The organism is Pseudomonas sp. DP-17 (genome assembly GCF_022380625.1).
In the GTDB taxonomy this organism is placed as follows: Bacteria; Pseudomonadota; Gammaproteobacteria; order Pseudomonadales; family Pseudomonadaceae; genus Pseudomonas; species Pseudomonas nitroreducens_A.
This window is the reverse complement of record NZ_JAKSXG010000009.1, coordinates 40,845-67,342: the sequence shown is the minus strand read 5'-3', so window position 1 is coordinate 67,342 and position 26,498 is coordinate 40,845. Positions and strand designations below refer to the sequence as shown.

Annotated in this window: 20 protein-coding genes; 14 read left to right on the top strand and 6 right to left on the bottom strand. The window is 66.0% G+C overall.

Annotation, left to right across the window (positions count from 1 at the left end; translation table 11 throughout):
• Positions 1 to 3: 3 nt before the first annotated feature.
• On the top strand, positions 4 to 1,437 hold the full coding sequence (gene cls / locus MJ122_RS14750) for a cardiolipin synthase (RefSeq protein WP_239744660.1): 1,434 nt from the start codon (positions 4 to 6) through the stop codon (positions 1,435 to 1,437).
• A gap of 167 nt (positions 1,438 to 1,604) precedes the next feature.
• Here the strand turns inward: cls and ahpF are convergent, their stop codons facing one another.
• Both ahpF and ahpC read right to left on the bottom strand, forming a co-directional pair.
• Entirely contained in the window at positions 1,605 to 3,170 is a 1,566-nt protein-coding gene (ahpF, locus tag MJ122_RS14745; protein WP_088415759.1) for an alkyl hydroperoxide reductase subunit F, read from the bottom strand.
• A 195-nt stretch (positions 3,171 to 3,365) separates the two neighbouring features.
• Positions 3,366 to 3,929: an alkyl hydroperoxide reductase subunit C gene (ahpC, locus tag MJ122_RS14740; protein WP_017517843.1), complete on the bottom strand. Its 564-nt coding sequence runs from the start codon at positions 3,927 to 3,929 to the stop codon at positions 3,366 to 3,368.
• A 477-nt stretch (positions 3,930 to 4,406) separates the two neighbouring features.
• On the opposite strand from ahpC, the gene xdhA reads away from it, so the two are divergent.
• The 4 genes from xdhA to MJ122_RS14720 all read left to right on the top strand — a co-directional run bounded on the left by xdhA (position 4,407) and on the right by MJ122_RS14720 (position 11,055).
• A complete protein-coding gene (gene xdhA / locus MJ122_RS14735) occupies positions 4,407 to 5,831 on the top strand; it encodes a xanthine dehydrogenase small subunit (protein WP_239744659.1) in 1,425 nt (474 codons plus the stop codon).
• Positions 5,824 to 8,163, top strand: coding sequence for a xanthine dehydrogenase molybdopterin binding subunit (gene xdhB / locus MJ122_RS14730; protein ID WP_239744658.1), 2,340 nt, complete (start codon positions 5,824 to 5,826; stop codon positions 8,161 to 8,163). The genes xdhA and xdhB overlap by 8 nt, the downstream gene beginning before the upstream one ends.
• Complete coding sequence (gene xdhC / locus MJ122_RS14725; RefSeq protein ID WP_239744657.1) at positions 8,160 to 9,011, top strand: xanthine dehydrogenase accessory protein XdhC; 852 nt, start codon at positions 8,160 to 8,162, stop codon at positions 9,009 to 9,011. The genes xdhB and xdhC overlap by 4 nt, the downstream gene beginning before the upstream one ends.
• A gap of 115 nt (positions 9,012 to 9,126) precedes the next feature.
• On the top strand, positions 9,127 to 11,055 hold the full coding sequence (locus MJ122_RS14720) for a methyl-accepting chemotaxis protein (protein WP_239744656.1): 1,929 nt from the start codon (positions 9,127 to 9,129) through the stop codon (positions 11,053 to 11,055).
• Between the two features lie 472 nt (positions 11,056 to 11,527).
• On the opposite strand, the gene MJ122_RS14715 is transcribed toward MJ122_RS14720, so the two are convergent.
• The 4 genes from MJ122_RS14715 to MJ122_RS14700 form a co-directional block, all read right to left on the bottom strand.
• Positions 11,528 to 12,118, bottom strand: coding sequence for a YigZ family protein (locus MJ122_RS14715; RefSeq protein ID WP_088420440.1), 591 nt, complete (start codon positions 12,116 to 12,118; stop codon positions 11,528 to 11,530).
• Complete coding sequence (locus MJ122_RS14710; protein WP_088420442.1) at positions 12,115 to 12,786, bottom strand: TetR/AcrR family transcriptional regulator; 672 nt, start codon at positions 12,784 to 12,786, stop codon at positions 12,115 to 12,117. The genes MJ122_RS14715 and MJ122_RS14710 overlap by 4 nt, the downstream gene beginning before the upstream one ends.
• 161 nt (positions 12,787 to 12,947) lie before the next feature.
• Positions 12,948 to 13,433 (bottom strand): hypothetical protein, encoded by a 486-nt coding sequence (locus MJ122_RS14705; protein WP_239744655.1) that lies wholly within the window; start codon positions 13,431 to 13,433, stop codon positions 12,948 to 12,950.
• Between the two features lie 192 nt (positions 13,434 to 13,625).
• Positions 13,626 to 14,462 carry an outer membrane protein OmpK gene (locus tag MJ122_RS14700; protein WP_017517835.1) on the bottom strand — a complete coding sequence of 279 codons (837 nt, stop codon included), beginning with the start codon at positions 14,460 to 14,462 and terminating at the stop codon, positions 13,626 to 13,628.
• A 571-nt stretch (positions 14,463 to 15,033) separates the two neighbouring features.
• On the opposite strand from MJ122_RS14700, the gene MJ122_RS14695 reads away from it, so the two are divergent.
• From MJ122_RS14695 to MJ122_RS14655, 9 genes are all read left to right on the top strand, one after another.
• Positions 15,034 to 15,831 (top strand): helix-turn-helix transcriptional regulator, encoded by a 798-nt coding sequence (locus tag MJ122_RS14695; RefSeq protein WP_026078898.1) that lies wholly within the window; start codon positions 15,034 to 15,036, stop codon positions 15,829 to 15,831.
• A gap of 407 nt (positions 15,832 to 16,238) precedes the next feature.
• Entirely contained in the window at positions 16,239 to 17,546 is a 1,308-nt protein-coding gene (locus tag MJ122_RS14690; RefSeq protein WP_239744654.1) for an MFS transporter, read from the top strand.
• 146 nt (positions 17,547 to 17,692) lie between these two features.
• Positions 17,693 to 18,376 (top strand): SDR family oxidoreductase, encoded by a 684-nt coding sequence (locus MJ122_RS14685; protein WP_239744653.1) that lies wholly within the window; start codon positions 17,693 to 17,695, stop codon positions 18,374 to 18,376.
• A gap of 151 nt (positions 18,377 to 18,527) precedes the next feature.
• Positions 18,528 to 19,886: an 8-oxoguanine deaminase gene (locus MJ122_RS14680; RefSeq protein WP_239744652.1), complete on the top strand. Its 1,359-nt coding sequence runs from the start codon at positions 18,528 to 18,530 to the stop codon at positions 19,884 to 19,886.
• A 384-nt stretch (positions 19,887 to 20,270) separates the two neighbouring features.
• Complete coding sequence (locus MJ122_RS14675) at positions 20,271 to 21,458, top strand: methyl-accepting chemotaxis protein (RefSeq protein WP_239744651.1); 1,188 nt, start codon at positions 20,271 to 20,273, stop codon at positions 21,456 to 21,458.
• Positions 21,459 to 21,643: 185 nt separating this feature from the next.
• Positions 21,644 to 22,009 (top strand): response regulator, encoded by a 366-nt coding sequence (locus tag MJ122_RS14670; RefSeq protein WP_239744650.1) that lies wholly within the window; start codon positions 21,644 to 21,646, stop codon positions 22,007 to 22,009.
• Positions 22,010 to 22,020: 11 nt separating this feature from the next.
• Positions 22,021 to 23,874 (top strand): chemotaxis protein CheW, encoded by a 1,854-nt coding sequence (locus MJ122_RS14665; RefSeq protein ID WP_239744649.1) that lies wholly within the window; start codon positions 22,021 to 22,023, stop codon positions 23,872 to 23,874.
• Entirely contained in the window at positions 23,861 to 24,346 is a 486-nt protein-coding gene (locus tag MJ122_RS14660; RefSeq protein WP_017517827.1) for a chemotaxis protein CheW, read from the top strand. The genes MJ122_RS14665 and MJ122_RS14660 overlap by 14 nt, the downstream gene beginning before the upstream one ends.
• 38 nt (positions 24,347 to 24,384) lie before the next feature.
• Complete coding sequence (locus MJ122_RS14655; protein ID WP_239744648.1) at positions 24,385 to 26,409, top strand: methyl-accepting chemotaxis protein; 2,025 nt, start codon at positions 24,385 to 24,387, stop codon at positions 26,407 to 26,409.
• The last annotated feature ends 89 nt before the right edge of the window (positions 26,410 to 26,498 follow it).

Sequence of the window (26,498 nt, the reverse complement as noted above, 5' to 3'; positions counted from 1 at the left end):
CCCATGCAGTACTCCGCCTACATCGCCCATTTCCTGGTGGTCATCCAGCTGCTGGGGATCATCGCGGCCCTCCACGCCGTGCTCAGCGTGCGCACCGCCCAGGGCGCCATCGCCTGGGCGACCTCACTGGTGTTCATGCCGCTGCTGACGCTGGTGCCTTACCTCGTCTTCGGCCGCAGCCGCTTCGACGCCTATATCGGCGCGCGCCGGCAGGCCAACGAGGAAATGCATGTGGCTGCCGCCGAGCTGGACTGGCGGCCCTGGGTGGAGGAGGCCCTCGCCGCCCGCCAGTACCACGCCTACAAATCGCTCAAGGCCATGGTTGGCCTGGCGCGCATGCCGACGCTGGCGAACAACAAGGTTCGCCTGCTGGTGAACGGCAAGGCCTCCTTCGACGCGATGTTCGAGGCGATCGCCAGCGCGCGGAAAGTCATCCTGGTGCAGTTCTTCATCATCCGCGACGACGCCCTCGGCCAGCGCCTCGCGCAACTGCTGATGGAGCGCGCCGCCAACGGCGTGGATGTGTTCCTGCTGTATGACGGCATCGGCAGCCATGCCTTGTCGCGGCGCTACGTCGAACGCCTGCGCCAGGGTGGCGTGCAGGTGCACGCCTTCAGCACCGGCAGCGGGATGATCAACCGTTTCCAGGTGAACTTCCGCAACCACCGCAAGATCGTGGTGGTCGATGGCGTGCGCGGCTTCGTCGGCGGGCACAACGTCGGCGTCGAATACCTGGGCGAGAAACCACCGCTGGCGCCCTGGCGCGACACCCACATCGAACTGCACGGCCCCGCCGTGGCATGCCTGCAGGAATGCTTCGCCGAAGACTGGTTCTGGGCCACCCACGCGCTGCCGACGCTGATCCTGCCCGATGGCTACGACGACGCCGGGATGCTCTGCCAGGTGGTGCCCAGCGGCCCGGCGGACACCCAGGAAACCTGCTCGCTGTTCTTCGTCGAGTCGATCAACGCGGCGGTGGAGCGGGTGTGGATCACCACGCCGTACTTCGTCCCGGACGAAGCCGTCGCCGCCGCCCTGCGCCTGGCGGTGCTGCGCGGCGTCGACGTGCGCATCCTGCTGCCCTCGCGGCCGGACCACAAGACGGTCTACGCCGCATCCAGCCTTTATGCCCTGGACGCCGTGCGCGCCGGCGTACGGGTGTTCCGCTACCAGCCGGGGTTCCTGCACCAGAAGGTGGTGCTGATCGACCACGACAGCGCCGCTGTGGGTAGCGCCAACCTGGACAACCGCTCCTTCCGCCTGAACTTCGAGATCATGGTGATCACCGTCGACGAAGGCTTCGCCCGCGACGTGGAAAGCATGCTGGAAGAGGACTTCGCCCAGTCGGTGGAGATGACCCTGGACGACCGCAAGCGCGTGCATCGCCTGCAGCAACTGGGCATGCGGGTGGCGCGGCTGGTGTCGCCGATTCTCTGAAGGTTTGGAGTAGGGTTTTGCCCTCTCCCTAGCCCTCTCCCTGAAGGGAGAGGGCTAGGGAGAGGGTGCCTGCCCACACGCCAGAAGCGACAGGCATACGCTGCCCAAAAGAAAACGCCCGGTACACTCGCGTGAACCGGGCGTTTCTTTTCTCTAGCGCGAGGTCATCAGGCTGGCGCGGAGGTGCGGATCAGGTGGTCGAAGGCGGAGAGCGACGCCTTGGCGCCTTCGCCGACCGCGATCACGATCTGCTTGTACGGAACGGTGGTCACGTCACCGGCGGCGAAGATGCCCGGCAGCGAAGTCTCGCCGCGAGCGTCGACGATGATCTCGCCACGCGAGGTCAGCTCGATGGTGCCCTTGAGCCATTCGCTGTTGGGCAGCAGGCCGATCTGCACGAAGATGCCTTCCAGGTCGATGGACTTGAACTCTTCCGAGTTGCGGTCCTTGTAGACCAGGCCGGTGACCTTCTGGCCATCGCCTTTCACTTCGCTGGTCAGCGCACTGGTGATCACGTCCACGTTCGGCAGGCTGAACAGCTTGCGTTGCAGTACGGCATCGGCGCGCAGCTTGCTGTCGAACTCCAGCAGGGTCACGTGAGACACGATGCCGGCCAGGTCGATAGCTGCCTCGACCCCGGAGTTGCCGCCGCCGATCACCGCCACACGCTTGCCCTTGAACAGCGGGCCGTCGCAGTGCGGGCAGAAGCACACACCCTTGGCCTTGTATTCCTTCTCGCCCGGCACACCCATTTCGCGCCAGCGGGCGCCGGTGGCGAGGATCACGGACTTGGCCTTCAGGCTGCCGCCGCCCTCGAACTGCACTTCGTGCAGGCCGCCGGCAGTCTTCGCCGGAATCAGGGCGCTGGCGCGCTGCAGGTTCATGATGTCGACGTCGTAGTGCTTGACGTGCTCTTCCAGCTGACGTGCCAGTTTCGGGCCTTCGGTCTCGGTCACCGAGATGAAGTTCTCGATGGCCATGGTGTCCAGCACCTGGCCGCCGAAGCGCTCGGCCGCCACGCCGGTGCGGATGCCCTTGCGAGCGGCGTAGATGGCCGCCGCGGCGCCGGCCGGGCCGCCGCCGACGACGAGCACGTCGAACTCTTCTTTCGCCGACAGCTTCTCGGCTTCGCGGGCAGCGGCGCCGGTGTCGATCTTGGCGAGGATTTCTTCCACGCCCATGCGGCCCTGGCCGAACACTTCACCGTTGAGGTAGATGCTCGGTACCGCCATCACCTGGCGGCGCTCGACTTCCTCCTGGAACAGCGCGCCATCGATAGCGACGTGGCGGATGTTCGGGTTGAGCACGGCCATCAGGTTCAGCGCCTGGACGACGTCCGGGCAGTTCTGGCAGGACAACGAGAAGTAGGTTTCGAACTCGAAGGAACCCTGGATGCCCTTGATCTGCTCGATCACGTCGGCTTCGAGCTTGGACGGATGGCCGCCGACCTGCAGCAGCGCCAGCACCAGGGAGGTGAATTCGTGGCCCATGGGGATGCCGGCGAAAGCCAGGCCGATGTTCGCCCCGGGGCGGTTCAGCGCGAAGGACGGCTTGCGGGCGTCGCTGCCATCTTCACGCAGGGTGATCTTGTCGGTCAGGCCGACGATTTCGTGCAGCAGCTCGCTCATCTCGCGGGATTTGTCGCTGTCATCGAGGGACGCGACGATCTCGAACGGCTGCTGGACCTTTTCCAGGTAGGCCTTCAACTGGGTTTTAAGCGTGGCGTCCAACATGATTCAAATCCTCGGAATTTGAGCAAAGGGGTTCCCCGGCAGGCTATTGAGCCCACCCTACGCACGCTTTTGGCTTTGGTAGGGAGGATGCCGGTAGGCATCCTCGGGGTGTTGCAAAACGGTGGGGAAGCGAGTCGAGCGAGTGCCCGGAGGTGGCGCGGCGGGAGCCGCCGCGCAACCGCTTCCCGGTCGCTCTTAGATCTTGCCGACCAGGTCCAGGGACGGAGCCAGGGTCTTCTCGCCTTCTTTCCACTTGGCCGGGCAGACTTCGCCCGGGTGAGCGGCGGTGTACTGGGCAGCTTTGAGCTTGCGCAGGGTCTCGCCGACGTCACGAGCGATCTCGTTGGAGTGGATTTCGACGGTCTTGATGATGCCTTCCGGGTTGATCACGAAGGTGCCGCGCAGGGCCAGGCCTTCTTCCGGAATGTGCACGCCGAAGGCGTTGGTCAGCTGGTGGGTCGGGTCGCCGATCAGCGGGAACTGGGCTTTGCCAACGGCCGGGGAAGTTTCGTGCCACACCTTGTGGGAGAAGTGGGTATCGGTGGTCACGATGTAGACCTCGGTACCGGCCTTCTGGAACTCGGCGTAGTTGTTGGCGGCGTCTTCGATCTCGGTCGGGCAGTTGAAGGTGAAGGCTGCCGGCATGAAGATCAGAACGGACCACTTGCCCTTGAGGGATTCTTCGGTGACTTCGATGAACTTGCCGTTATGGAAAGCGTTGACCTTGAACGGTTGAACGGGGGTGTTGATCAGGGACATTAGGCAATTCCTCAATGAGAGTTTGTCGTTTAATCGAGTGGTCGATCGGTTGAAATTCGACAGGGGCAAGATTATCGCCTGATGACAGAAAAGGCCCATTGATTTAGGGCATCACGAATATTGAGTATCTCTATCGAGATATCTATAAAAGGAAGAAGTTTCCTATCAAGCGGAGCGCGCCATCCTGCGCATGGAAAACGCCTTCGAGGCCTCTGCCCCGGGGCTTGTCGACCTTTTCCCCAACCCACTGGAAGGCGCAGGACTTCCACCTTCGCCCGAAATGGCCGCCAGGACAACGCCAGTTGCGACGTACGGCGCTGAAAGGATTGTCGGCTCCGTCGATTTTCCTGCCTCAGTGGTCAAGGCTGCCCGCCCGCCTATGCTTGTGCCAGAGAGCCCATTGCCACGCGGCTCTCGCCGTCTACGGACAGCCTTCGCGGGGCGGCGCGACCGCACGCATGACGACGAGGACTCCCGATGATCCAGTTCCTGCTCGGCGACGAAACGGTCCAGGCCGACGGCTTCGCGCCCGAGACCAGTCTCCTCGACTTTCTGCGCATCCACCGCGCGCGCACCGGCACCAAGGAGGGCTGCGCCTCGGGCGACTGCGGCGCCTGCACCGTGGTGCTCGCCGAGCCGGTGGGCGAGGCGCTGCGCTATCGGGCGGTGAACGCCTGCATCACGCTGCTGGGCGCGGTCCACGGGCGCCAGGTGCTGACCGTGGAGCACCTCGGCGAGCCCGGTGCCCTGCACCCGGTACAGCGGGCGATGGTGGACTGCCACGCCTCGCAGTGCGGCTTCTGCACGCCGGGCATCGTCATGTCGCTGTTCGCCTGGCGCCACTCGCCGCCGCCGCATGACCGCGAGACGGCGCTCACTGCGCTCTCCGGCAACCTGTGCCGCTGCACCGGCTACCGACCGATCCTCGACGCCGCCACGCAGATCGCCGGACAGCCCTGCCACGACCACTTCGAGCAGAACACTGCCCTGACCGTGGCCCGTCTGCAGGAGATATCCACAGCCGGCTCGCTGCGCGATGGCGAGGCGCAGGCCTGGCTACCCGGTTCGCTGGCTGAACTGGACGAACTGCTAGAAAGTCGTCCGCAGGCACGATTGATCGCCGGCGGCACCGACCTGGCGCTGGAAGCCACGCAGAATCTCAAGGCCTTTCCGGCGCTGATCCACCTCGACCGCGTGAGCGAGTTGCAGCGCCTGGAAGTCCATGCCGAACACCTGCTGATCGGCGCAGCGAGGAGCTATACCGACTGCCTCGAAGCGCTGCAGGAATTCCCCGGCGTGGCCGCCCTGCTGGAACGCCTCGGCTCGTTGCAGATCCGCCAGCGCGGCACCCTGGGCGGCAACCTCGCCAACGCCTCGCCCATCGGCGACATGCCGCCGGTGCTGATGGCTCTGGACGCCCAGCTGCGCCTGCGCAAGGCGGGAAACGTACGCGAGGCTCCCATCGATGGCTTCTTCACCGGCTACCGCCAGACTGTGCTGCAACCCGGCGAGTACATCGAAGGCGTGCTGGTTCCACGTCTTCGCAGCCACCAACGGTTCCGCGTCGACAAGGTATCCAAGCGCCGCGACGACGATATTTCCGCCGTTTGCCTGGCCCTGCGCCTGGACCTCGACGAGGCCGGCATAGTCACCGACGCGCGCCTGGCCTGCGGAGGCATGGCCGCCACGCCGCGGCGCGCAGCAAACACCGAAGCGGCGCTGCGCGGCAGGCCCTTCGACGCCGCCGCCGTGGCTGCCGCACAAGCGGCGATCCCGCAGGATTTCCAGCCCATCGACGACCTGCGCGCCAGCGCCGCCTATCGCCTGAAGGTGGCGCAGAACCTGTTGCAGCGCGCACTACTGGAATGGACCCAAAGCCCTGCGGAGGTGCGCCATGCGTAGCCTGCCACCGCTGGCCAGCAACGGCGTCGCGGTCGCCATCCACAGCGCGGGCAAGCCCCGCGAGCACGATAGCGCCGCGCTGCACGTGAGCGGCGCAGCACGCTATGTGGACGACCTGAAGGAACCGCGCGAACTGCTGCACGCCGCCGTCGGCGTCACCGAGGTTGCCTGCGGCGCCGTGCTCTCCCTCGACCTCGACGCCGTGCGCAGCGCGCCCGGCGTGGTGGCCGTGCTGACCCTGGACGATGTGCCCGGCCACACCGATATCGGCCCGGTCTTTCCCGGCGACCCGCTACTGGCCGGCGAGCGGGTGAAGTACCACGGGCAGGCGTTGTTCGCCGTCGCCGCGCAAAGCCTGATCCAGGCGCGGCGGGCGTTGCGCCTGGCCAAGGTCGGGTACGCGACGGAAGACCCGCTGATCGATCCACTCAGAGCCAAGGCCCAGGAACGCTTCGTGCGCCCGCCGCACCACATGCGCCGGGGCGATGCCGAGGCCGCGCTGGCCAGTGCACCGCACGTGCTGGAGGCCCGCCAGTTCATCGGCGGCCAGGAGCATTTCTACCTCGAAGGCCAGGCCTCGATGGCGCTGCCCAGCGATGACGGCGGCATGCTGGTGCACACTTCCAGCCAGCACCCCAGCGAAGTGCAGAAACTGGTCGCCGAGGTGCTGGCAATCCCGCTGGCCAAGGTCACCGTGGAAGTGCGGCGCATGGGCGGTGGCTTCGGTGGCAAGGAGACCCAGGCCGCACCCTTCGCCTGCCTCGCCGCGCTGCTGGCGCACAAGACCGGCCGTGCCGTGAAGCTGCGCCTGCCGCGTGCCGAGGACATGCGCCTGACCGGCAAACGCCACCCCTTCCACAACCGCTACCGCGTCGGCTTCGACGACGAGGGCCGGCTGCTCGCCGCACAGCTCGAACTGGTGGGTGACTGCGGCCATTCGCCGGACCTTTCCGACGCCATCGTCGACCGCGCGATGTTCCACGCCGACAACGCCTACTTCATCCCCGACGTGGCCATCTCCGGCTACCGCAGCTTCACCAACATCGTCTCGCACACGGCCTTCCGCGGCTTCGGCGGGCCGCAGGGCATGATGATCATCGAGCGCGCCATGGACGACATCGCCCGCGCCGTGGGCAAGGACCCGCTGGAGGTGCGCAAGCTCAACCTCTACGGAGGAATGGGCAGGGAACTGACGCCCTACCACCAGAAGGTCGAGCACAACCTGCTGGGAGAACTGATTGCGCGGCTGGAGCAAAGCAGCGACTACGCCACGCGTCGTTCAGCGATCCATGAATTCAACGCGCAAAGCCCGGTGCTGAAGCAGGGCCTGGCGCTGACGCCGGTGAAGTTCGGCATCTCCTTCACCGCGCAGCACCTCAACCAGGCCGGTGCGCTGGTCCACCTCTACACCGACGGCAGCATCCAGCTGAACCACGGCGGCACCGAAATGGGCCAAGGCCTGAATACCAAGGTCGCGCAGATTGTCGCCGAGGAGTTCCAGGTGCCGCTGGAGCGTGTGGTGATCACCGCCACGCGCACCGACAAGGTGCCCAACACCTCGCCCACCGCCGCCTCCAGCGGCACCGACCTGAACGGCATGGCCGCCCGCGATGCGGCGCGCACGCTGAAGAAGCGCCTGGTCGACTTCCTCGCCGAACGCGATGGCGTGAAGCCGCAGGAGATACGCTTCGAGCACGGCGGCGTGACGGTCGGGGCACAGCACCTGGGCTTCGCCGAGGTTATCCAGGCCGCCTATTTCGCGCGTATCCAGCTCTCCGCCACCGGTTTCTACCGCACGCCGAAAATCTTCTACGACCGTGAAAAGGGCCAGGGCCACCCGTTCTTCTACTTCGCGTATGGCGCGGCCGTGTCGGAGGTGGAAGTGGACACGCTGACCGGCGAATACCGTGTGCGGCGGGTGGACATCCTCCACGACGTCGGCCGCAGCGTGAACCCGGCCATCGACATCGGCCAGATCGAAGGCGGCTTCGTCCAGGGCATGGGTTGGCTGACCACCGAGGAGTTGCGCTGGGACGACACGGGCAAGCTGCTCACGGTGGGACCGGCGACCTACAAGATTCCGGCAGTGAGCGACGCACCGGAAGACTTCCGCGTGGCGCTGTTCGAGCGCCCCAACGAGGAGGACAGCGTGTACCTGTCCAAGGCCGTGGGCGAGCCGCCCTTCATGCTGGCGATCTCGGTGTGGTCGGCGCTGCGCGACGCCATCGCCAGCCTCGCGGATTACCGGCTGAGCCCCGACCTGGATACGCCGGCGACGCCGGAGCGGGTACTCTGGGCCTGTGAGGCAATGCGCCAGGAGGACCGAGCATGACCCGCAACTGGATGGGCGCCATCGCCCGCCTGCGCGACAGCGCCGAACCCTACGTGCTGGTCACCGTCATCGGCGTGCAGGGCTCCACGCCCCGCGAATCGGGCAGCAAGATGCTGGTCACCGCGGGGGAAGCCTTCGACACCATCGGCGGTGGCCATCTGGAATTCGCCGCCATCGAGCATGCGCGCCAGTTGCTGTTGGCGGGCAAGGACCAACAGGCGCTGGAGCACTTTCCCTTGGGCGCGCGTCTGGGTCAATGCTGTGGCGGACGCGCCAGCCTGCTGTTCGAATGCTTCGCCGCACGCGGCCCGCAGGTGGTGCTGTTCGGCGCCGGCCATGTGGGCCGTGCGCTCGCGCCGCTGCTGGCGGGGCTGCCACTGCGCCTGGAATGGGTGGACAGTCGTGCGGCCCAGTTTCCGCAGTCCGTTCCCGACGGTGTACGCATGCGTTTGCTGGAGGAGCCGGAAGATGCCGTGCACGAGGCGCCGCCGGGTAGCTACTTCCTGGTCATGACCCACAACCACCCGCTGGACTACGCCATCGCCGAGGCGGTACTCAAGCGCGGCGACGCCGGCTTCCTCGGCATGATCGGCTCGCGCACCAAGGCCCGGCGCTTCCAGATGAGGCTGGAGCAGCACGGTTACCCACAGGAGGTGATCGCGCAGATGCATTGCCCCATCGGCCTGTCCGAAGTGCCCGGCAAACGCCCCCTGGAAGTGGCCATCTCGGTGGCCGCCCAGGTCATCGCCCGTTACCACCAGGACGCCCCCGCCCGGCAGACGCGCGAAGGGGTGGAGTGGGCCGAGCTGTGCAGTGAAGGCTCGTGCAGCGACACACCGGAAATTTAAAAACCTGACCAGTGGGACAACAGTTTTTCCTGCCGCCGCCGATACACTCAACGACCCCGTCTCTTCGCCCGCCTCTGTCGGGCGTTTCGTTGTGCGTTCGGAGGAAAACAAGAAAATGCGCCTGCGAAGTATCCAGACCCAACTCATCCTCAGCATGGGCGCTGCCCTGCTCATCAGCCTGCTCATCGTCCTGGGCCTGTACGCCGTGCTGGTCAACCGCCTGAGCGAACGCTACCTGCTCGAGCAGGCGCTGCCGGCAAGCATCCAGGCGATCGCCAATGACTTCGAGAAACGCCTGACCGGCCCCATCACCGCAGCAGCCGGCATCGCCGACAACACGCTGGTGCAGGATTGGCTGGCCGCCGGTGAAAGCCCGGAGAAACTGGCCGAATTCACCCGCTACCTGGGTGGCATCCGCGCCTCGCAGAAGGCCTTTTCCGCCTTGATCACCTCCAACGCCAGCGGCGCCTATTACAGCGACAAGGGCAAGGAGCGCACGCTCAGCCGCAGCGATCCGAAGGACGGCTGGTATTTCCAGTTCATCGACAGCGGCAAGCCACGCATGTGGAACATCGACATCGACGGCAGCACTGGCGAACTGGCGTTGTTCATCGACCAGCGCGTGGAGCAGGGCGGCAAGCTGCTGGGCATCGCCGGCCTGGGCCTGGAGATGCGCGAACTGTCGACGCTGATCCGCGACTTCCGCTTCGGCCAATCCGGCCGCGTGTACCTGGTGAAGAACGACGGCCAGGTACAGATCCATCCCGACGCCTCGCTGCCCAAGGGGCGCAATCTTGGCGACCTGATCGGCGCCGGCGCCGCGAGCGCGCTGCTCGGCCAGCAGGGCTTCCACAGCGCCCGCTTCCAGCGCGACGGCGAGGATTACCTGGCCGCCAGCCTGCCGCTGCATGACCTGGGCTGGACCCTGGTGAGCGAGGTGCCGGAAGCGGAAATCTACGCCGACGCCCGCGAGGCGCTGGCCTTCTCCGGCCTTGCCGGGTCCCTGGTCGCCCTGCTCTGCCTGGCGCTGGTGGTGCTGATGGCGCGCAACCTGGCCCGGCCGATCCGCCAGGTCACCGGCGCGCTGCTGGAGATCGGCGGCGGTGGCGGCGACCTCACACGCCGCCTGGACGACAGCCGCGCCGACGAACTGGGCGACCTGGCGCGCGGCTTCAACCGCTTCCTCGAGGGCCAGCGCGCACTGATCGGCGCCGTGCTCGGCACCAGCCAGCAACTGCTGCGCACCGTCGGCGAAGTGGCGCAGGTGGTGGACAACACCGCCGACCGCGCCGGCCGCCAGCAGGAAATGACCGACATGGTCGCCACGGCGGTGAACGAGATGGGCAGCACGGTTCAGGAAATCGCGCGTAACGCCGAACAGGCGGCCAGCGCCTCGCAGCAGGCCCGCGAAGAGGCCGGCGAAGCACGGCGCGTGGTGGGCGGCTCGCTGCAGGTCGGCCAGCGCATGTCCGGGGAGATCGGCGAAGCGGCCGGCGCCGTGAGTGAGCTGGCCGGGCAGGTGGCAAGCATCGACCAGGTGCTGGCGGTGATCCGCGGCGTCTCCGAGCAGACCAACCTGCTTGCCCTCAACGCCGCCATCGAGGCGGCGCGCGCCGGTGAACTGGGCCGGGGCTTCGCCGTGGTGGCGGACGAGGTGCGGACGCTGGCCAGTCGCACCCAGGGCTCCACCGACGAAATCCTCGCGATCATCCAGCGCCTCAAAGACGGCGCCGAAGCAGCCGTGCGCTCAATGCATTCCAGCCAGCAGACCACCGGGCAAAGCCTGGCTGCCAGCGAGCAGGCCGGCGCCTCGCTGGGCGCCATTGCCGACCAGGTGGAGCGCATCAGCGATATCAACCACCAGGTCGCCACGGCCACCGAGGAACAATCGGCGGTCACCGAGGAGATCAACCGCAATGTGCAGGGCATTGCCGACCTCGCCCACGCCACCACCCGCGAAGTGCAGCACGGCCGCGAGCAGTGCCGCGAGTTGCGCAACCTGGCCGATGACCTGGCGCGGCAGATGGCGCAGTTCCGCCTTTGATCAGCTCTGGCACCGGCGTTTCGCCGGTGCCTTGTCCCCAGAGTTACCCACAGGCTTCCCAAGCGAAGCGGCTGCCTTTTCGCCATGGCTGGTGGGCGGTGACGGCCGATCAGCGCACGAGGTGTCTCGCCGGCGAGACACCTTGCCCACAAGTTGCCCACAGATTGTCCAGAGACTTGCCCCCAGTCCTTCGGTCATTGCCCGCGCATTCACTGAAAAGTCCGAGCCCAGGCGCTGCAAGGCCTGCATCAATCCGATGAATAACTCACCGAAGGGTCAGAAGTGGAGCCTGAGGATATTTTGAGGAAATTTCACCCACACCTTTTCCACAGCTTGTTCATATTTTGCTCAACAGACTCACGGCCAATTGATCAGAAAATGAGCGACGCGCTGAAGCCTGCGGAGCACCTGGGCAGGAGAAGTCCGGCCACAGGTTATCCACAGGCGGTTCCACGAGGTTTGGGGGGAAGAATCAGGCGTCCAGCCGTTGCGCCTGCACGCGACCCCGGCTGAGGTCGCCCAGCAGCTTCTGCAGCGGCTCGACCTGGGTGGTTGGCAGGTTCAGCGTCATGCGCACGCCTTCCGCGCCAAAGGATTCGTCTTCGACGCTGGCGCCGAGCGTCAGCACCCGTGCCTTGAACAGCGCGTGTTCGGCGAAGCTGCAATCGAACGCCAGCCGGCTGCTGGGCACCAGTTCGATGCGTTCGGCGTCCTGCAGGCATTTCGCTGCGCAGCCGCCATAGGCGCGGGCCAGGCCACCGGTGCCAAGCTTGATGCCACCGAACCAGCGGCTGACCACGACCACCACGCGGTCCATGTCCTGCCCCTCGATGGCGACCAGCATGGGACGGCCGGCAGTGCCGCCGGGCTCGCCGTCGTCGCTGAAGCGGTACTGGCTGCCCAGCTTCCAGGCCCAGCAGTTGTGCCCTGCGCTGGGGTCGCGGTGTGCAGCGAGAAAGGCCTGGGCCTCGGTCTCGCTGGCGATGGGCGCGGCGACACAGTAGAAACGGCTCTTGCGGATGTCTTCCTGGTAAACCGCGGGGCCGGCGAGGGTGAAACTCATGCCGGAGTCGGCGGCGGCGTCAGCCCGCAACCCTTGAGGATGATGCGGATGAGGTTGTCGCTGGCCTCGCTGAAGTCCTGCTTGGACAGGCGCTTGCGGCCAGTGACGAAGCCGATCTGGGTGGCGAAATCGGCGTAGTGCTGGGTGCTGCTCCAGATCAGGAAGATCAGGTTCACCGGGTCCACCGCGTCCATCTTGCCGGCGTCGATCCAGGCCTGGAACACCGCGGCGCGGCCGGCGAACCAGCTGCGGTAGTCCTGGCTGAAATGTTCGGACAGGCATTCGCCCCCGCTGATGATTTCCATGGCGAAGACCCGCGAGGCCTGCGGGTAACGGCGGGAGAATTCCATCTTGGCGCGGATGTAGGTGGCCAGCGCAACGGCCGGGTCATCGTCCACGGTCAGGTGGTTGAAGGTGCTGTCCCACAGTTCGAGGATGTTGCTCAGCACCGCCACGTACAGCCCCAGCTTGTTGCTGAAGTAGTAATGCAGGTTGGCCTTGGGCAGGCCGACGCGCTGGGCGATGGTGTTCATGCTGGTGCCCTTGAAGCCGTGGCGGGCGAACTCCTCCTCGGCGGCGGCGAGGATGGCTTCCTCGTTCTTCTGGCGAATGCGACCGGCGGGCTTTTCGCCGTTGGGCGCCGTATGGGCGGGTACCTGAAGGGTCATGCGGGATGTCCGTGCATTGAGCGGTGGCGCTGCATGGATAACCCAGGCGGGTAGCGGGATTCAAGCACGATGCGTGAAAAAGGGCAGGAACCGGGTTCGCCAGGCGATCCGGCTCCCGCCCCCCTCACAACAGCCCCCGGAAGTGGGACGGGGGCAAGGCATCACTTGGTGGTGCCGGTGGTGCCGGAGCTGTGGTGGCCACCGCCGCCGCCGTGGTTGCCGATGGCAACGCCGGCAGCCACGACGGCGGCGCCGATGCCGACAGCCTCACCGACGGTCAGCTGGCCGTACAGCGGAGTGGCCAGGCCCATGCCGGAGCAGGTCGGCGGGAGCGGAACGATGGCGCCGGCCCGATCCTTGTCGTCCTTGTCGGCGGCATTCGCGGCCTGTGCCTGATCCTTCTGGTCCTTGGTGCCACCGCCCCACAGCGGAGCGCAGTCGTTGGTGGCGACCACGGCCTTCTCTTCCTTTTTCGGCTCCTCTTTCACGGGTGCCGGCTGGGAACGGGTGATGACATCCTGATAGAAGCCCCCCGCGTGGGTCTCATCGTGAACTTCGGTCGACGGAATGCTGTGGTGCCCGAGGGGCGCCGCCAGCACCGGGGTGCCCAGGCTCGCGGCGATGGCCGCGATCAACAGTTTCTTCATGGCTCACATCTCCTAGGTGAAGCAAAAGAGATGCAAAGCTAGAGGCGGCCAAGGGTTCGGCCAATGGGCAGGGAGCCGGATAGACTGTCGGCAATTTCCGAAAGATTTGCCGACATTGTCATCAGCTCACGAAATTGCCGTACGAAGCCTGAAACGACCGACCCCGCCAGGTGGCGGGGTCGGTGGTGAACATCAGAAGTGGTACTTGACCAGCGCGCTGACGGTGTTCTGGTCGGTGGTGAAGTACTGCGAATCCTTGATGCCGTACTTGTCGGACCAGTAGTCGTATTCGATACCCACGTACAGGTGCTTCGCCTCGTAACCCAGGGACTTGCCCAGGTCGTACTTGACCTGCGGGTTGAAGTGCAGGTTGGCGTGGTAGTCCGACTGGTTGCGGTGGCTGGAGCTGGCATCCTTGTTGTTCACGACCCAGTCCATGAAGCCGTCGAACAGGATGTCGGAATTGCCCACCGGGATGGTGATGGCCCAGGCCGGGGTGATCTGCCAGGCGCCGGACGGCACGCGGTTGCCGTCGGGCTTGCGGTAGTAGAAGTTCAGCTGGAAGTAATCGAAGCCCGGCAGCGCCAGGTCGAAGCCCGGGCCGACCAGGTAGGACTCGACGTCGCCTTCGCCAAACTCGTAGGTGGTTGCCAGCAACACGTCCTTGACCGGGCCGAAGGACAGGTCGGTGCCGGTGATCTTGCCGAACGACAGGCGCGGGCTGAACTCGCCGTAGTAGGTGTTCTTGCCGTTGGTGGCGCTTTCCTTGCCGTTGTAGTTGATCTGGTCGACGAAGAACCAGATGTCGCCCCAGGTCCAGGCGCTCGCACTCTCGAAGGTGAAGGTCTGCTGGATCGGCGGGTCTACCTTGAAGTTCTTGCCCCACAGGTAGGTCAGGCTTTCGTTGTGCCAGATCAGCGGGCCATCGTTGACGGCCGGGGCCGGGGTCAGGTCTTCACCGCCAGCCATGGCCTGCCCGGCCGCGAGCAGCCCGCCGGCGAGCAGCAGGGATGCGAGAGTGCGAGTCATGCGTTGCTCCTAATCAGTGCAGTCGTGTTGCGTTTTTAATTGTCGGTGGAACCTGTCCGGTCGGTCAGGCCTGGCGAGGAAAAGCAAGATTGGCGCCAATCCTGACCAGATGTTCCACTTTTATGACGAACCCCTTGGGATCCGCTCCTTTGGCAGGTAAGACGCAGGTGCGCGGGCCGAGCCATTTCCTGACTCACAGGACAACTTCGCCTGTTTCGAGGGCATCAGCCCCAGCATCAAGCACTGGAATGGCGATCTCCGACCAGAAGATTGGATACATGACAAACATGGGTTGAAATGAATCAACACAAATTGTGTATACAACTCTCTTGTGGGAAATCTACACAACAGCTGTCGGAACACACCACGCGTTTTTCCGGGCGCGGATAATGCCAGACAAGCCCCTTCACCACACCTGTCAGAGTGACTCGGCCCGCTGGGCGGTCGCGCTGTCGGATGCATCCTTCAGGGCCCGAACGCCGTCGTTCGGGCCGGTAACGTCCTTCAACCAGCTTGAGGCGAAGGAGGCGGCCTGCCAGACTCCGATGCTCCAGCGATACTTTCCAAAGTTATGCCGATGAAAGGACAAGCCCCCGAACTGCAACGCCTGATCCCGGTACTCGACCGCCTGCCGCGGCCGGTCTATGCGCGTGCCGAGCGTTTGCGCGCGGGCTCCTGGACCAGCAAGCACCATCACGCCTGGGTGCAGTTGTCCTACGCCATCACCGGGGTGCTGGGTGTACACACGGCCGAAGGCAGCTTCTTCGCACCACCGCAGCGGGCAATCTGGATTCCGGCCTTCCTCGACCATGAAGTGGTGACCTCGACCCAGGCGGAAATGCGCAGCCTGTACATTCGCGATGACGCCTGCCGGTGGGCGCCGGATCGCTGCCGGGTGCTGGAGGTGACGCCGCTGGCGCGTGAGCTGATCAAGAGCTTCTGCGAGCTGCCGGTGGATTACCCACAGGGCGACAGCGCCGAATCACGCATGGTGGAAGTGCTGCTGGACCAGCTGCGCGACCTGCCGGAAGTCGCCTTCTCCCTGCCGATGCCGCAGGAGGGCCGCCTGCTGCAGTTGTGCCAGACGCTGATCGACCACCCGACCGACAGCCACACCCTGGGCGACTGGGCCCAGCGCATCGGCACCTCGGAGAAGACCCTGTCGCGACTGTTCCAGCGCGAGACCGGGATGACCTTCCGCCTGTGGCGCCAGCGCCAGCGCCTGCTCGCTTCCCTCGGCTCGCTCGAAGCCGGAGACAGTGTGACGGCGGCGGCGCTGGATTGCGGGTACGACTCCACCTCGGCGTATATCGCGTCGTTCAAGGGGTTGTTCGGGTTTACGCCGGGGGATTTGTTCCGCCAGAGGTAGTCTGTGCCGGCGGATGTCATTCGCGGACGGAGTCCGCTCCTACCCAAAGCCCACCCTCGCGTAGGAGCGGACTCCGTCCGCGATTGGCTGAATCCCGCACCGTGGCCCTTTTGTCGGCGCGAGCTTGCCCGCGAACCCTGCCCCGCAGCGGAGATTGTTCGCGAGCAAGCTCGCTCCTACAGGCAGCCCAGCAATCGGCGGATTTCCGCTCACCACCCTCCTCCATCGGCATTCCTTCGCCTGCCGGCACACCTCCCCTAAACGCTGAAACCCTTCTGCCACGCGGCTTCCGTGCATTGGCACGCTGCCTGCTATCGCCCTCGACACTGCGCCGCCCTCGCGGCGCGCCGGCGTGACGTTTCGAGCAGTCCGCACGCCTGACGACAACAACGACAAGAGGAATACCCATGGATAGCGCAAGCGCCGTCTCCGCTTCTGCCGCACCCCGCACGACTTCCCAGCGCATCAAGTCGATCTTCAGTGGCTCGGTCGGCAACCTGGTCGAGTGGTACGACTGGTACGTCTACGCCGCCTTTTCGCTGTACTTCGCCAAGGCATTCTTCCCCCAGGGCGACATGACCGCCCAGTTGCTGAACACTGCCGCGATCTTCGCCGTGGGCTTCCTGATGCGCCCGATCGGCGGCTGGCTGATGGGCATCTATGCCGACCGCAAGGGCCGCAAGGCCGCCCTGCTGGCCTCGGTGCTGCTGATGTGCTTCGGCTCGCTGATCATCGCCCTGACTCCCAGCTATGAAACCATCGGCGTCGGCGCGCCGATCCTGCTGGTGCTCGCGCGCCTGCTGCAGGGCCTGTCGGTCGGCGGCGAATACGGCACGTCCGCGACCTACCTGAGCGAGATGGCCAACAAGGAGCAGCGCGGCTTCTTCTCCAGCTTCCAGTACGTGACCCTGATCTCCGGCCAGCTCATCGCCCTGGCGGTGCTGATCGTGCTGCAGCAGACCCTGACCGTCGAACAGCTGGAAAGCTGGGGCTGGCGTGTGCCGTTCTTCATTGGTGCGCTGTGCGCGGTCGTGGCCATGTTCCTGCGTCGCGGCATGGAAGAGACCGAGTCCTTCAGCACCAAGAAGCAAGAGCCCAAGGAAAGCCTGATGCGCGCCCTGCTGCGCCATCCCAAGGAAGTGCTCACCGTGGTCGGCCTGACCATGGGCGGCACCCTGGCCTTCTACACCTACACCACGTACATGCAGAAGTACCTGGTGAACACCGTGGGCATGAGCAAGACCGACTCGACCATGATCTCGGCGGCCACCCTGTTCCTGTTCATGCTGCTGCAGCCCATCGTCGGCGCGCTGTCGGACAAGATTGGCCGCCGCCCGATCCTGATCGCCTTCGGCGTACTGGGCACCGTCTTCACCTACCCGATCCTCAGCACCCTGCACACCATCGACACCTGGTGGGGCGCGTTCTTCCTGATCATGGCCGCGCTGGTCATCGTCAGCGGCTACACCTCGATCAACGCCGTGGTGAAGGCCGAGCTGTTCCCCACCGAGATCCGCGCCCTGGGCGTGGGCCTGCCCTACGCGCTGACCGTCTCGATCTTCGGCGGCACCGCGGAATACGTGGCGCTGTGGTTCAAGAGCATCGGCATGGAGAGCGGCTTCTACTGGTACGTCACCGCGTGCATCGCCTGCTCGCTGCTGGTCTACGTGACCATGAAGGACACCCAGAAGCACTCGAGGATCACCACCGACTGACTGGGCTTCTTGCCCGGGCCCCGGCGCACACTCTCCGGGGCTTTTTATCCACAAGGCCCGGCATCTGCCGGGCCTTGTCGTTTGCGCCGGCAGGCGCTGCGGCTGGGTTATCCTTGACCCTTCCCGTCACCTGCTGGAGCCTCGCCATGACCACCCCGAAATCCGCCCTGATCATCGGCGCCTCGCGCGGCCTCGGCCTGGGCCTGGTGCGCGAGCTGCTGGACCGCGGCTGGGACGTCACCGCCACCGTGCGCGATGCTGCCCATCCCGGCGAGCTGGCCAACCTGCCGGTACGGGTGGAAGCCCTGCTGCTGGACGACGTCCACTCCCAGGACCGCCTCGCCGAAGCCCTGGCCGGCTCGCGCTTCGACCTCGTCTTCATCAACGCCGGCATCTACGGCCCGGCGCACCAGTCGGCCATCGACGCCAGCCTTGCCGATATCGGCCAGTTGTTCATGGTCAACGCCATCGCCCCGCTGCGCCTGGCCGAGCGCCTGCTGCCGCGGCTGAACGCCGACAGCGGCGTGCTGGCTTTCATGACCTCCGAGCTGGGCAGCGTGGCTGGCAACGTCTCCGGCGGCATGGCGCTGTATCGCGCGAGCAAGGCCGCGCTGAATTCGCTGACCCGCAGCTTCGTCGTCGAGCTGGGGGATACCGGTATCACGGTACTCAACCTGCATCCGGGCTGGGTGCGCACCGACATGGGCGGTGAGTCCGCGCCGCTGGACGTGCAGACCAGCGTCAAAGGCCTCGTCGATCAGGTCGAAGACCACGCCGGCCGTGGTGGGCAGTTCTACCTGGATTACCAGGGAGCGACGATCGACTGGTGACGAGCAGCACCGTGGGCGCTACCATGCGCCCACGCCTGACTTCCGAGTCAGCGAACCTGGATCAGCAGACAGGGTGAACACTGAGCTGGCTTCCCATGAACCCATGGAGCCGACTCGAACGAACGGCTCCGTCCGTTTGGAGAATTCATCCATGTCCTCCCCGCGTCTCTGGCTGCGCAACCCGCTGGCCATCTTCACCGCTAACGATCAGGACGCCCGCGGCGGCATCGTCGTCCAGGACGGCCGCATCGTCGAACTGGTCGCCGCTGGCCAACATCCCGCCGCTCCCGTGCAGCAGACCTTCGACGCCAGCCAGCACGTGCTGACGCCCGGCCTGATCAACACCCACCACCACTTCTACCAGACCCTCACCCGCGCCTGGGCGCCGGTGGTGAACCAGCCGCTGTTCCCCTGGCTGAAGACCCTCTATCCGGTGTGGGCGCGCCTGACTCCCGAGCAACTGGGCGTAGCCACCAAGGTCGCCCTGGCCGAGCTGCTGCTGTCGGGCTGCACCACCGCCGCCGACCACCACTACCTGTTCCCCGACGGCCTGGAGCAGGCCATCGACGTGCAGGCCGGCGTGGTCCAGGAACTGGGCATGCGCGCCATGCTCACCCGCGGCTCGATGAGCCTGGGCGAAGCCGATGGCGGCCTGCCGCCGCAACAGACCGTGCAGAGCGCCGAGGCGATCCTCGACGACAGCCAGCGCCTGATCCGCGAGTATCACCAACGCGGCGAAGGCGCCCAGGTGCAGATCGCCCTGGCGCCCTGCTCGCCGTTCTCAGTGACCCCGGAAATCATGCGCGCCAGCGCCGAGCTGGCCGAGCGCGAGGACGTGCGCCTGCACACCCACCTCGCCGAAACCCTCGACGAGGAAGACTTCTGCCTGCAGCGCTTCGGCCAGCGCACCGTGGACTACCTGGACAGCGTCGGCTGGCTCGGCCCGCGCACCTGGCTGGCTCACGGCATCCACTTCAACGACGAGGAAATCCGCCGCCTGGGCGAAGCCGGCACCGGCGTCTGCCATTGCCCCAGCTCGAACATGCGCCTGGCCTCGGGCATCTGCCCCACCGTGGCGCTGGAAGCCGCCGGCGCGCCGGTGGGCATCGGCGTGGACGGCTCAGCCTCCAACGATGCCTCCAACATGATTCTCGAAGCCCGCCAGGCCCTGTACATCCAGCGCCTGCGCTATGGCGCCGAGCAGATCACCCCGGAGCGCGCGCTGGGCTGGGCGACCAAGGGCTCGGCCAAGCTCATCGGCCGCAGCGACATCGGCGAGCTGGCGGTCGGCAAGCAGGCCGACCTGGCGCTGTTCAGGCTCGACGAACTGCGCTTCTCCGGCAGCCATGACCCATTGTCCGCGCTGCTGCTGTGCGGCGCCGACAAGGCCGACCGGATCATGATCGGCGGCACCTGGCGCGTGGTGGACGGTGAAGTCGAAGGCCTCGACCTCAAGCGCCTGATCGCCGACCACACCCAGGCGGCGCGCAAGCTGCTCGGTACGCTGTAAGCACCGGCACTCGTAGGAGCGGACTCCGTCCGCTCCTACGCATTCGTCGACACCTGCAGGAGCGGCACCCACTCTCCCCTGTCCGCCGACAACGTGGCTCCGGATGCCATTCCGGCGGGCACGTTTTGTCATCGAAAAATCGCCACAACCCGCGCCACACAAGGGCTGCGCGCTACCGCCCGTCGCCATCCAGGCAACCAAGATGAACGGTCATTCACTGAAAACCCCTCTAGATCAAGGGTCTATCCCTGTGACGGGAATATGCCGTCAGTTTGACATCACGCTTTAGCCCTCTAGTTTTAAATCGCCAGGCCGAATTCCTGCTCAAGATGCTGTCAGCAGCCGTTTGGCCCGGTTACCGGCGCCCGGCAATGGAGTGCATGCATGCGCGATTCACAGTTGAACCCTCAGGCGGTTCAAGGGACCGGCCCGGATTGGCCGCGGCGCCTCGTCATCCAGTCACTGCCATGGATAGTCGTGGCGGCGCTCTGCGCGGTCGGTGTGCCCTTCTGGTGGATGTTGCCGGTGGGCTGGGTCTCCAGCCTGGTATTGAGCAGCCTGCTGCGCGGCGCCGGCAGAACCGGCACCGATGCGCCTGCAGCCGCCCCGCACAGCGACGAGCTGCCGCAATGGCGCCCCGTGCAGGAAGCCGTGGAAGGCCACCTGGGCTCGCTCAACGGCCACGCCCATCAGATCGACAACCTCCTGCACCAGGCCATCCGCCAGCTGACCGACAGCTTCCACGCCCTCGCCGAGCGCATCGACACTCAGCGCGGCTTGTCTCACTCGCTGATCGAACGCTACGACGGACGCGGCCACCTGGATGACGACATCGACTTCCAGCGCTTCATCCATGCCACCCAGGAAACCCTCGGGCTGTTCGTCGAAGCCACCCTGGAGACCAGCCGCACCTCGCAGCAGCTGGTGGAGCGCATGGATCGCGTGACACACAAGATCGCCGAGATCCTGCAATCCACCCAGGACATGGACGCCATCGCCAAGCAGACCAACCTGCTGGCCTTGAACGCCGCCATCGAGGCCGCCCGCGCCGGCGAAAGCGGCCGCGGCTTCGCCGTGGTAGCCGACGAGGTGCGCGCACTGTCGACCCGCTCCACGCACTTCTCCCAGGCCATCCGCGAGCACGTCGACGTGGTCTACCGCGAGATCAAGGACGCCGAAGGCGCCATCAGCCAGCTGGCCGACAAGGACATGACCTTCGCCCTGGACTCACGCAAGAAGATCCAGACCATGCTCGACGACCTCGACGCCATGAACCAGCACACCGTGAAGGTGGTGCAGGAGCTGGACCGCATCTCCCTGGAAGTGGGCGAGGGCGTCAACGCCGCGGTCACCGCCCTGCAGTTCCAGGACATGAGCAGCCAACTGATCGGCCAGATCGGCAAGCACAGCGCCCGCCTCGGCGCCCTCGCCGTCGGCCTCGGCGCGCTGGATGGCCGCCCGCCCGGCGAGTGGGGCGAGCGCCTGCGCAAAGAAGTCACCGAGCTCGGCCGCCCCCTGAGCAACCCGGTTGCCCAGACCAGCCTCAGCGCCGGCGAAGTAGAACTGTTCTGACGTGATCCGAGCCCAGGAGGCATCGCCATGCTGCAGTCCGTCATCGCCCGCTTTAACAAACACTGGCTCGCCAACCTCGCCCTGATCGGCTGAGCCCCACACCACTTTCAGCGCGCCGGGATGGCGCGAGCGAGCGCGCGCCTGGCGCCAAGCAAACGCATTGCAATCCGAGGAGAACCAACGCAATGGGAAAGCAGATTCTGATCGTCGATGACTCAGCCTCCATCCGGCAGATGCTCAGCTTCACGCTCAAGTCCGCCGGCTACGAGGTGGACGAGGCCGTGGACGGCAAGGACGGCCTGGGCAAGGCCCAGCGCAAGATTTACAGCCTGGTATTCACCGACCAGAACATGCCGAACATGGACGGCCTGACGCTGATCCGCAGCCTGCGCGACATGGCCGGCTACCGCGGTACGCCGATCCTCATGCTGACCACCGAATCCAGCGACGCCATGAAGCAGCAGGGCAGGAGCGCGGGTGCCACCGGGTGGCTGGTCAAGCCGTTCGACCCGCCGAAACTGCTGGAAGTGACCCGCAAGGTCCTGCCCTAGGGGAACCACCAATGGCGACTGGTATGGAGCAGTTCCTCCAGGTGTTCTTCGAGGAAACCGACGAACACCTGGCGACCCTCGAACTCCTGCTGATCGGGCTCGACCTCGATCAGCCGGACGCCGAGACGCTCAATGGCATTTTCCGCGCCGCCCACTCGATCAAGGGTTCCAGCGGCATGTTCGGTTTCGACGACCTGACCGCCGTGACCCACGAGCTGGAAACCCTGCTGGACCGCATCCGCTGCGGGCAGACCGCTCTGCACGTGGACATGATCGGCGTGTTCCTCGAGGCCCGTGATGTCCTGCAGCGCCTGCTCGACGCACACCGCAGCCAGGTGCCCGACCCGGACGCACCGGTGGCGGCCACCGTCGAGCGCCTGCGCGCCTGGCTGGCGGAGCCTGTCACGGCGGTCGCCGATGACGACTTCGGTCTGTTCGACGACGCCCCCGTGGCAACTCAAAACAGCGCCAGCGACGACGATGCGTTCGGCTTCTTCGACGATGCACCCGGCACCCCCGTCGCCAGCGAGGCCCGCACCCGCAGCGACGACGATTTCGGTTTCTTCGACGACGCTCCCGGCGCCCCCATTGCCGCAGCGCCCACTCCGGTCAGCGAAGCGCCCAAGGCGCCGCCGCCCGCCAGCAGACCTGCCGCCGCGCCGCGCACCGACAGCGAATCCAGCTCCATCCGTGTCAGCGTCGAGAAGATCGACAGCCTGATCAACCTGGTGGGCGAGCTGGTGATCACCCAGGCCATGCTCAGCCAGCTCAGCGAGGACCTCGACCCCACCCACTTCGAACGTCTGCAGCAGGCCCTGGCGCAACTGGAACACAACACCCGCGACCTCCAGGAATCGGTGATGTCGATCCGCATGCTGCCGATCAGCTTCATCTTCAGCCGCTTCCCGCGCCTGGTGCACGACACCTCCGCGCGGCTGGGCAAGCAGGTCGAGCTGATCCTCCAGGGCGAGCACACCGAGCTGGACAAGAGCGTCATCGAGAAGCTCAGCGACCCGCTCACCCACATCGTCCGCAACAGCATCGACCACGGCATCGAGACGCCCGCCGAACGCCTGGCTGCCGGCAAGCCGGCCCAGGGCTCGGTGAAGCTCGCCGCCAGCCACCAGGGCGGCAGCGTGGTGGTGGAAATCTCCGATGACGGCCGCGGTCTGTCCCGCGAGCGCATCCTCGCCAAGGCCCGCGAGAAGGGCTTGGCTGTGCACGACGGGATGAGCGATGCGGAGGTCTGGCAACTGATCTTCATGCCCGGTTTCTCCACCGCCGAAGCGGTTACCGAGCTCTCCGGCCGCGGCGTGGGCATGGACGTGGTGCGGCGCAACATCCAGGCCATGGGTGGGCGCATCGACATCGACTCCGCGCCCGGCATGGGCACGCGCATGTGCATCCGCCTGCCGCTGACCCTGGCCATCCTCGATGGCCTGATCGTCGCCGTGGAGCAGGTCAACTACGTGGTACCGCTGACCTACATCGTCGAGTCGCTGCAGGCCCGTGCCGACGACGTGCGCGGCCTGGCCGGCGAGGAATCGACGGTGATCCGCGTGCGCGGCGAATACCTGCCGCTGTTCTCCCTCAACCAGCTGCTGCGCATCGGCGCGGAACCCGTGCCGCCGGAGCAGGGGATCGTGGTCATCCTCGAATCCGAGGGCAGGAGCTTTGCCCTGCAGGTGGACGAACTGGTCGGCCAGCAGCAGGTGGTGATCAAGAGCCTGGAACAGAACTTCCGCCGGATCGACGGTATCGCCGGCGCCACCATCATGGGTGACGGCAGCGTCGCCCTGATCCTCGATGTCGACGCCCTGCCGCGCCTGGCAGCACAAGGAGAACCCACCCATGAGCGCAGCTGAAGCCACTGCGGCGAGCAGCCCGGTGCAGGAATACCTCACCTTCACCCTGGGCCGCGAGGAATACGCCATCGACATCCTGCGCGTGCAGGAAATCCGTGGCTACGACCAGGTCACGGCAATCGCCAATGCCCCCGCCTTCATCAAGGGCGTGATCAACCTGCGCGGCGCCATCGTTCCCATCGTCGACCTGCGCATCAAGTTCAACCTGGCCGACATCAGCTACGACCAGTTCACCGTGGTGATCATCCTCAACGTCGGCCGGCGCATCGTCGGCGCAGTGGTGGACTCGGTTTCCGACGTGATCGCCCTGGCCGGCGAGGAGATCAAGCCGCGCCCCGAATTCGCCGCCAGCTTCGATACCGAATACCTGCTCGGCCTGGCCACCGCGGGCGAGCGCATGCTGATCCTGGTGGACATCGAAAAACTCATGACCAGCCGCGAGATGGCGCTGGTCGATGAAACCGCAGCCTGATTGCGACACGACAAGAAGAATCAGCCGAGGAAACCACAATGGGTCTGTTCAACGCACACGCCGTGGCGCAGCAACGCGCCGACCGCATCACCGCCCTCCTCCACAGCCTGGTGGACGGCAACCTCGACGTCGCCATCGGCGAAGCCCCCGCGCCCGGCTATGAGCGCCTCTACGACGGGCTGCGCAGCGTCCAGCGCTGCCTGCGTGAACAACGCACGGAGCTGGCCCAGGCCGAAGCCCTGGAAATCGGCCTGATGGAGATGACCCGCCAGCACGAACTGGGCTGGATCGACGAGGTGATCCCGGCGGACAAGTTCGCCGGTCGCACGGCGCGCATCGCCAAGGGCGTCAACGACCTGGTCGCCGCGCATATCGCGGTGAAGATGAAGGTCGTCGCCACCGTCACTGCCTACGGCAAGGGCGATTACTCGGTGGACATGGACCGCCTGCCCGGCAAGAAGGCCATCATCACCGAAGCCATCGACGGTGTGCGCGACAGCCTCAAGGCCGGCGCCGATGCCGCCGAGTACAACGCGCGAATCAAGAGCGCGCTGGATAACGTCTCGGCCAACGTGATGATCGCCAACAACGACCTCGAGATCATCTACATGAACCGCACGGTGAGCGAGATGCTCGGCAACGCCGAGGCCGACATCCGCAAGCAGCTGCCGAACTTCAACGCCAGCCGCCTGATGGGCGCCAACATCGACATGTTCCACAAGAACCCGGCGCACCAGCGCGGCATGCTCGCCCACCTGACCACGCGGCACAAGGCCGAGCTGAACCTGGGCGGCCGCCGTTTCGCCCTCGACGTGGTGCCGGTGTTCAACGATGCCGGCGAGCGCCTGGGCTCGGCCGTGCAGTGGACCGACCGCACCGAGGAGTTCCGCGCCGAGCAGGAGGTCTCGCAACTGGTGGACGCCGCCGTCGCCGGTGACTTCAGCAAGCGCATCGAGGCTGAGAATAAGGAAGGCTTCTTCCTCAAGCTCGCCACCGGCCTGAACAGTCTGGTGGACACCGCCGACAAGGGTCTGCGCGACGTCACCCGCATGCTCGGTGCGCTGGCCCAGGGCGACCTGACCCAACGCATCGACGCCGACTACCAGGGCACCTTCGGCGAGCTCAAGGACTACGCCAACGAGACCGCCCAGAGCCTGTCGCGCATGCTCGGGCAGATCCGCGAAGCGGCCGGCACCATCCACACCGCCGCCAGCGAGATCGCCAGCGGCAACGCCGAGCTCTCCACCCGTACCGAGCAGCAGGCCTCCAGCCTGGAAGAAACCGCGTCGAGCATGGAGGAGCTGACCAGCACCGTGAAGCTCAACGCCGAGAACGCACGCCAGGCCAACTCGCTGGCGGTGAACGCCTCCGAGGTCGCCACCGAAGGCGGCAGCGTGGTGCAGAAGGTGGTGGGCACCATGTCCGCGATCAACGACTCGGCGCGCAAGATCGCGGACATCATCGGGGTAATCGACGGCATCGCCTTCCAGACCAACATCCTCGCGCTCAACGCCGCGGTGGAGGCAGCGCGCGCGGGCGAACAGGGCCGCGGCTTCGCCGTGGTGGCCGGTGAGGTGCGCACCCTGGCGCAGCGCTCCGCCGCCGCCGCCAAGGAGATCAAGACGCTGATCAACGACTCGGTGGACAAGGTCGAGAGCGGCAACACCCTGGTCGCCCAGGCCGGCCAGACCATGAGCGACATCGTGGTGGCGATCAAGCGCGTCACCGACATCATGGCCGAGATCGCCGCCGCTTCTGCCGAGCAGAGCAGCGGCATCGAGGAAGTGAACGGCGCCGTGTCGCAGATGGACGAGATGACCCAGCAGAACGCCGCGCTGGTGGAAGAAGCCGCCGCCTCGGCCGAGGCCCTGCAGGAGCAGGCCGGCATGCTCAACCAGCAGGTCGGGGTGTTCAAGCTCGAATCCATTGCGGCCACCGTCGTACCGCTGGCCTCGGCCCGCCCGGCCCGCGCCGAGCCGGCCGCGCACACCTCGCGCGCCGCCCGTGGCGTGGCCAAGGCGGTGCGCGCCAAGGGTAAAGAGGACGACTGGGAAGAGTTCTGATCGGGCGGGGCTGAAGGATGGCGGTGGCCGGAGCAATGGGAGGGTCGGCCGCCGCGCGCGGGCCAGGGATGGCCGGGTGATATCTGCTG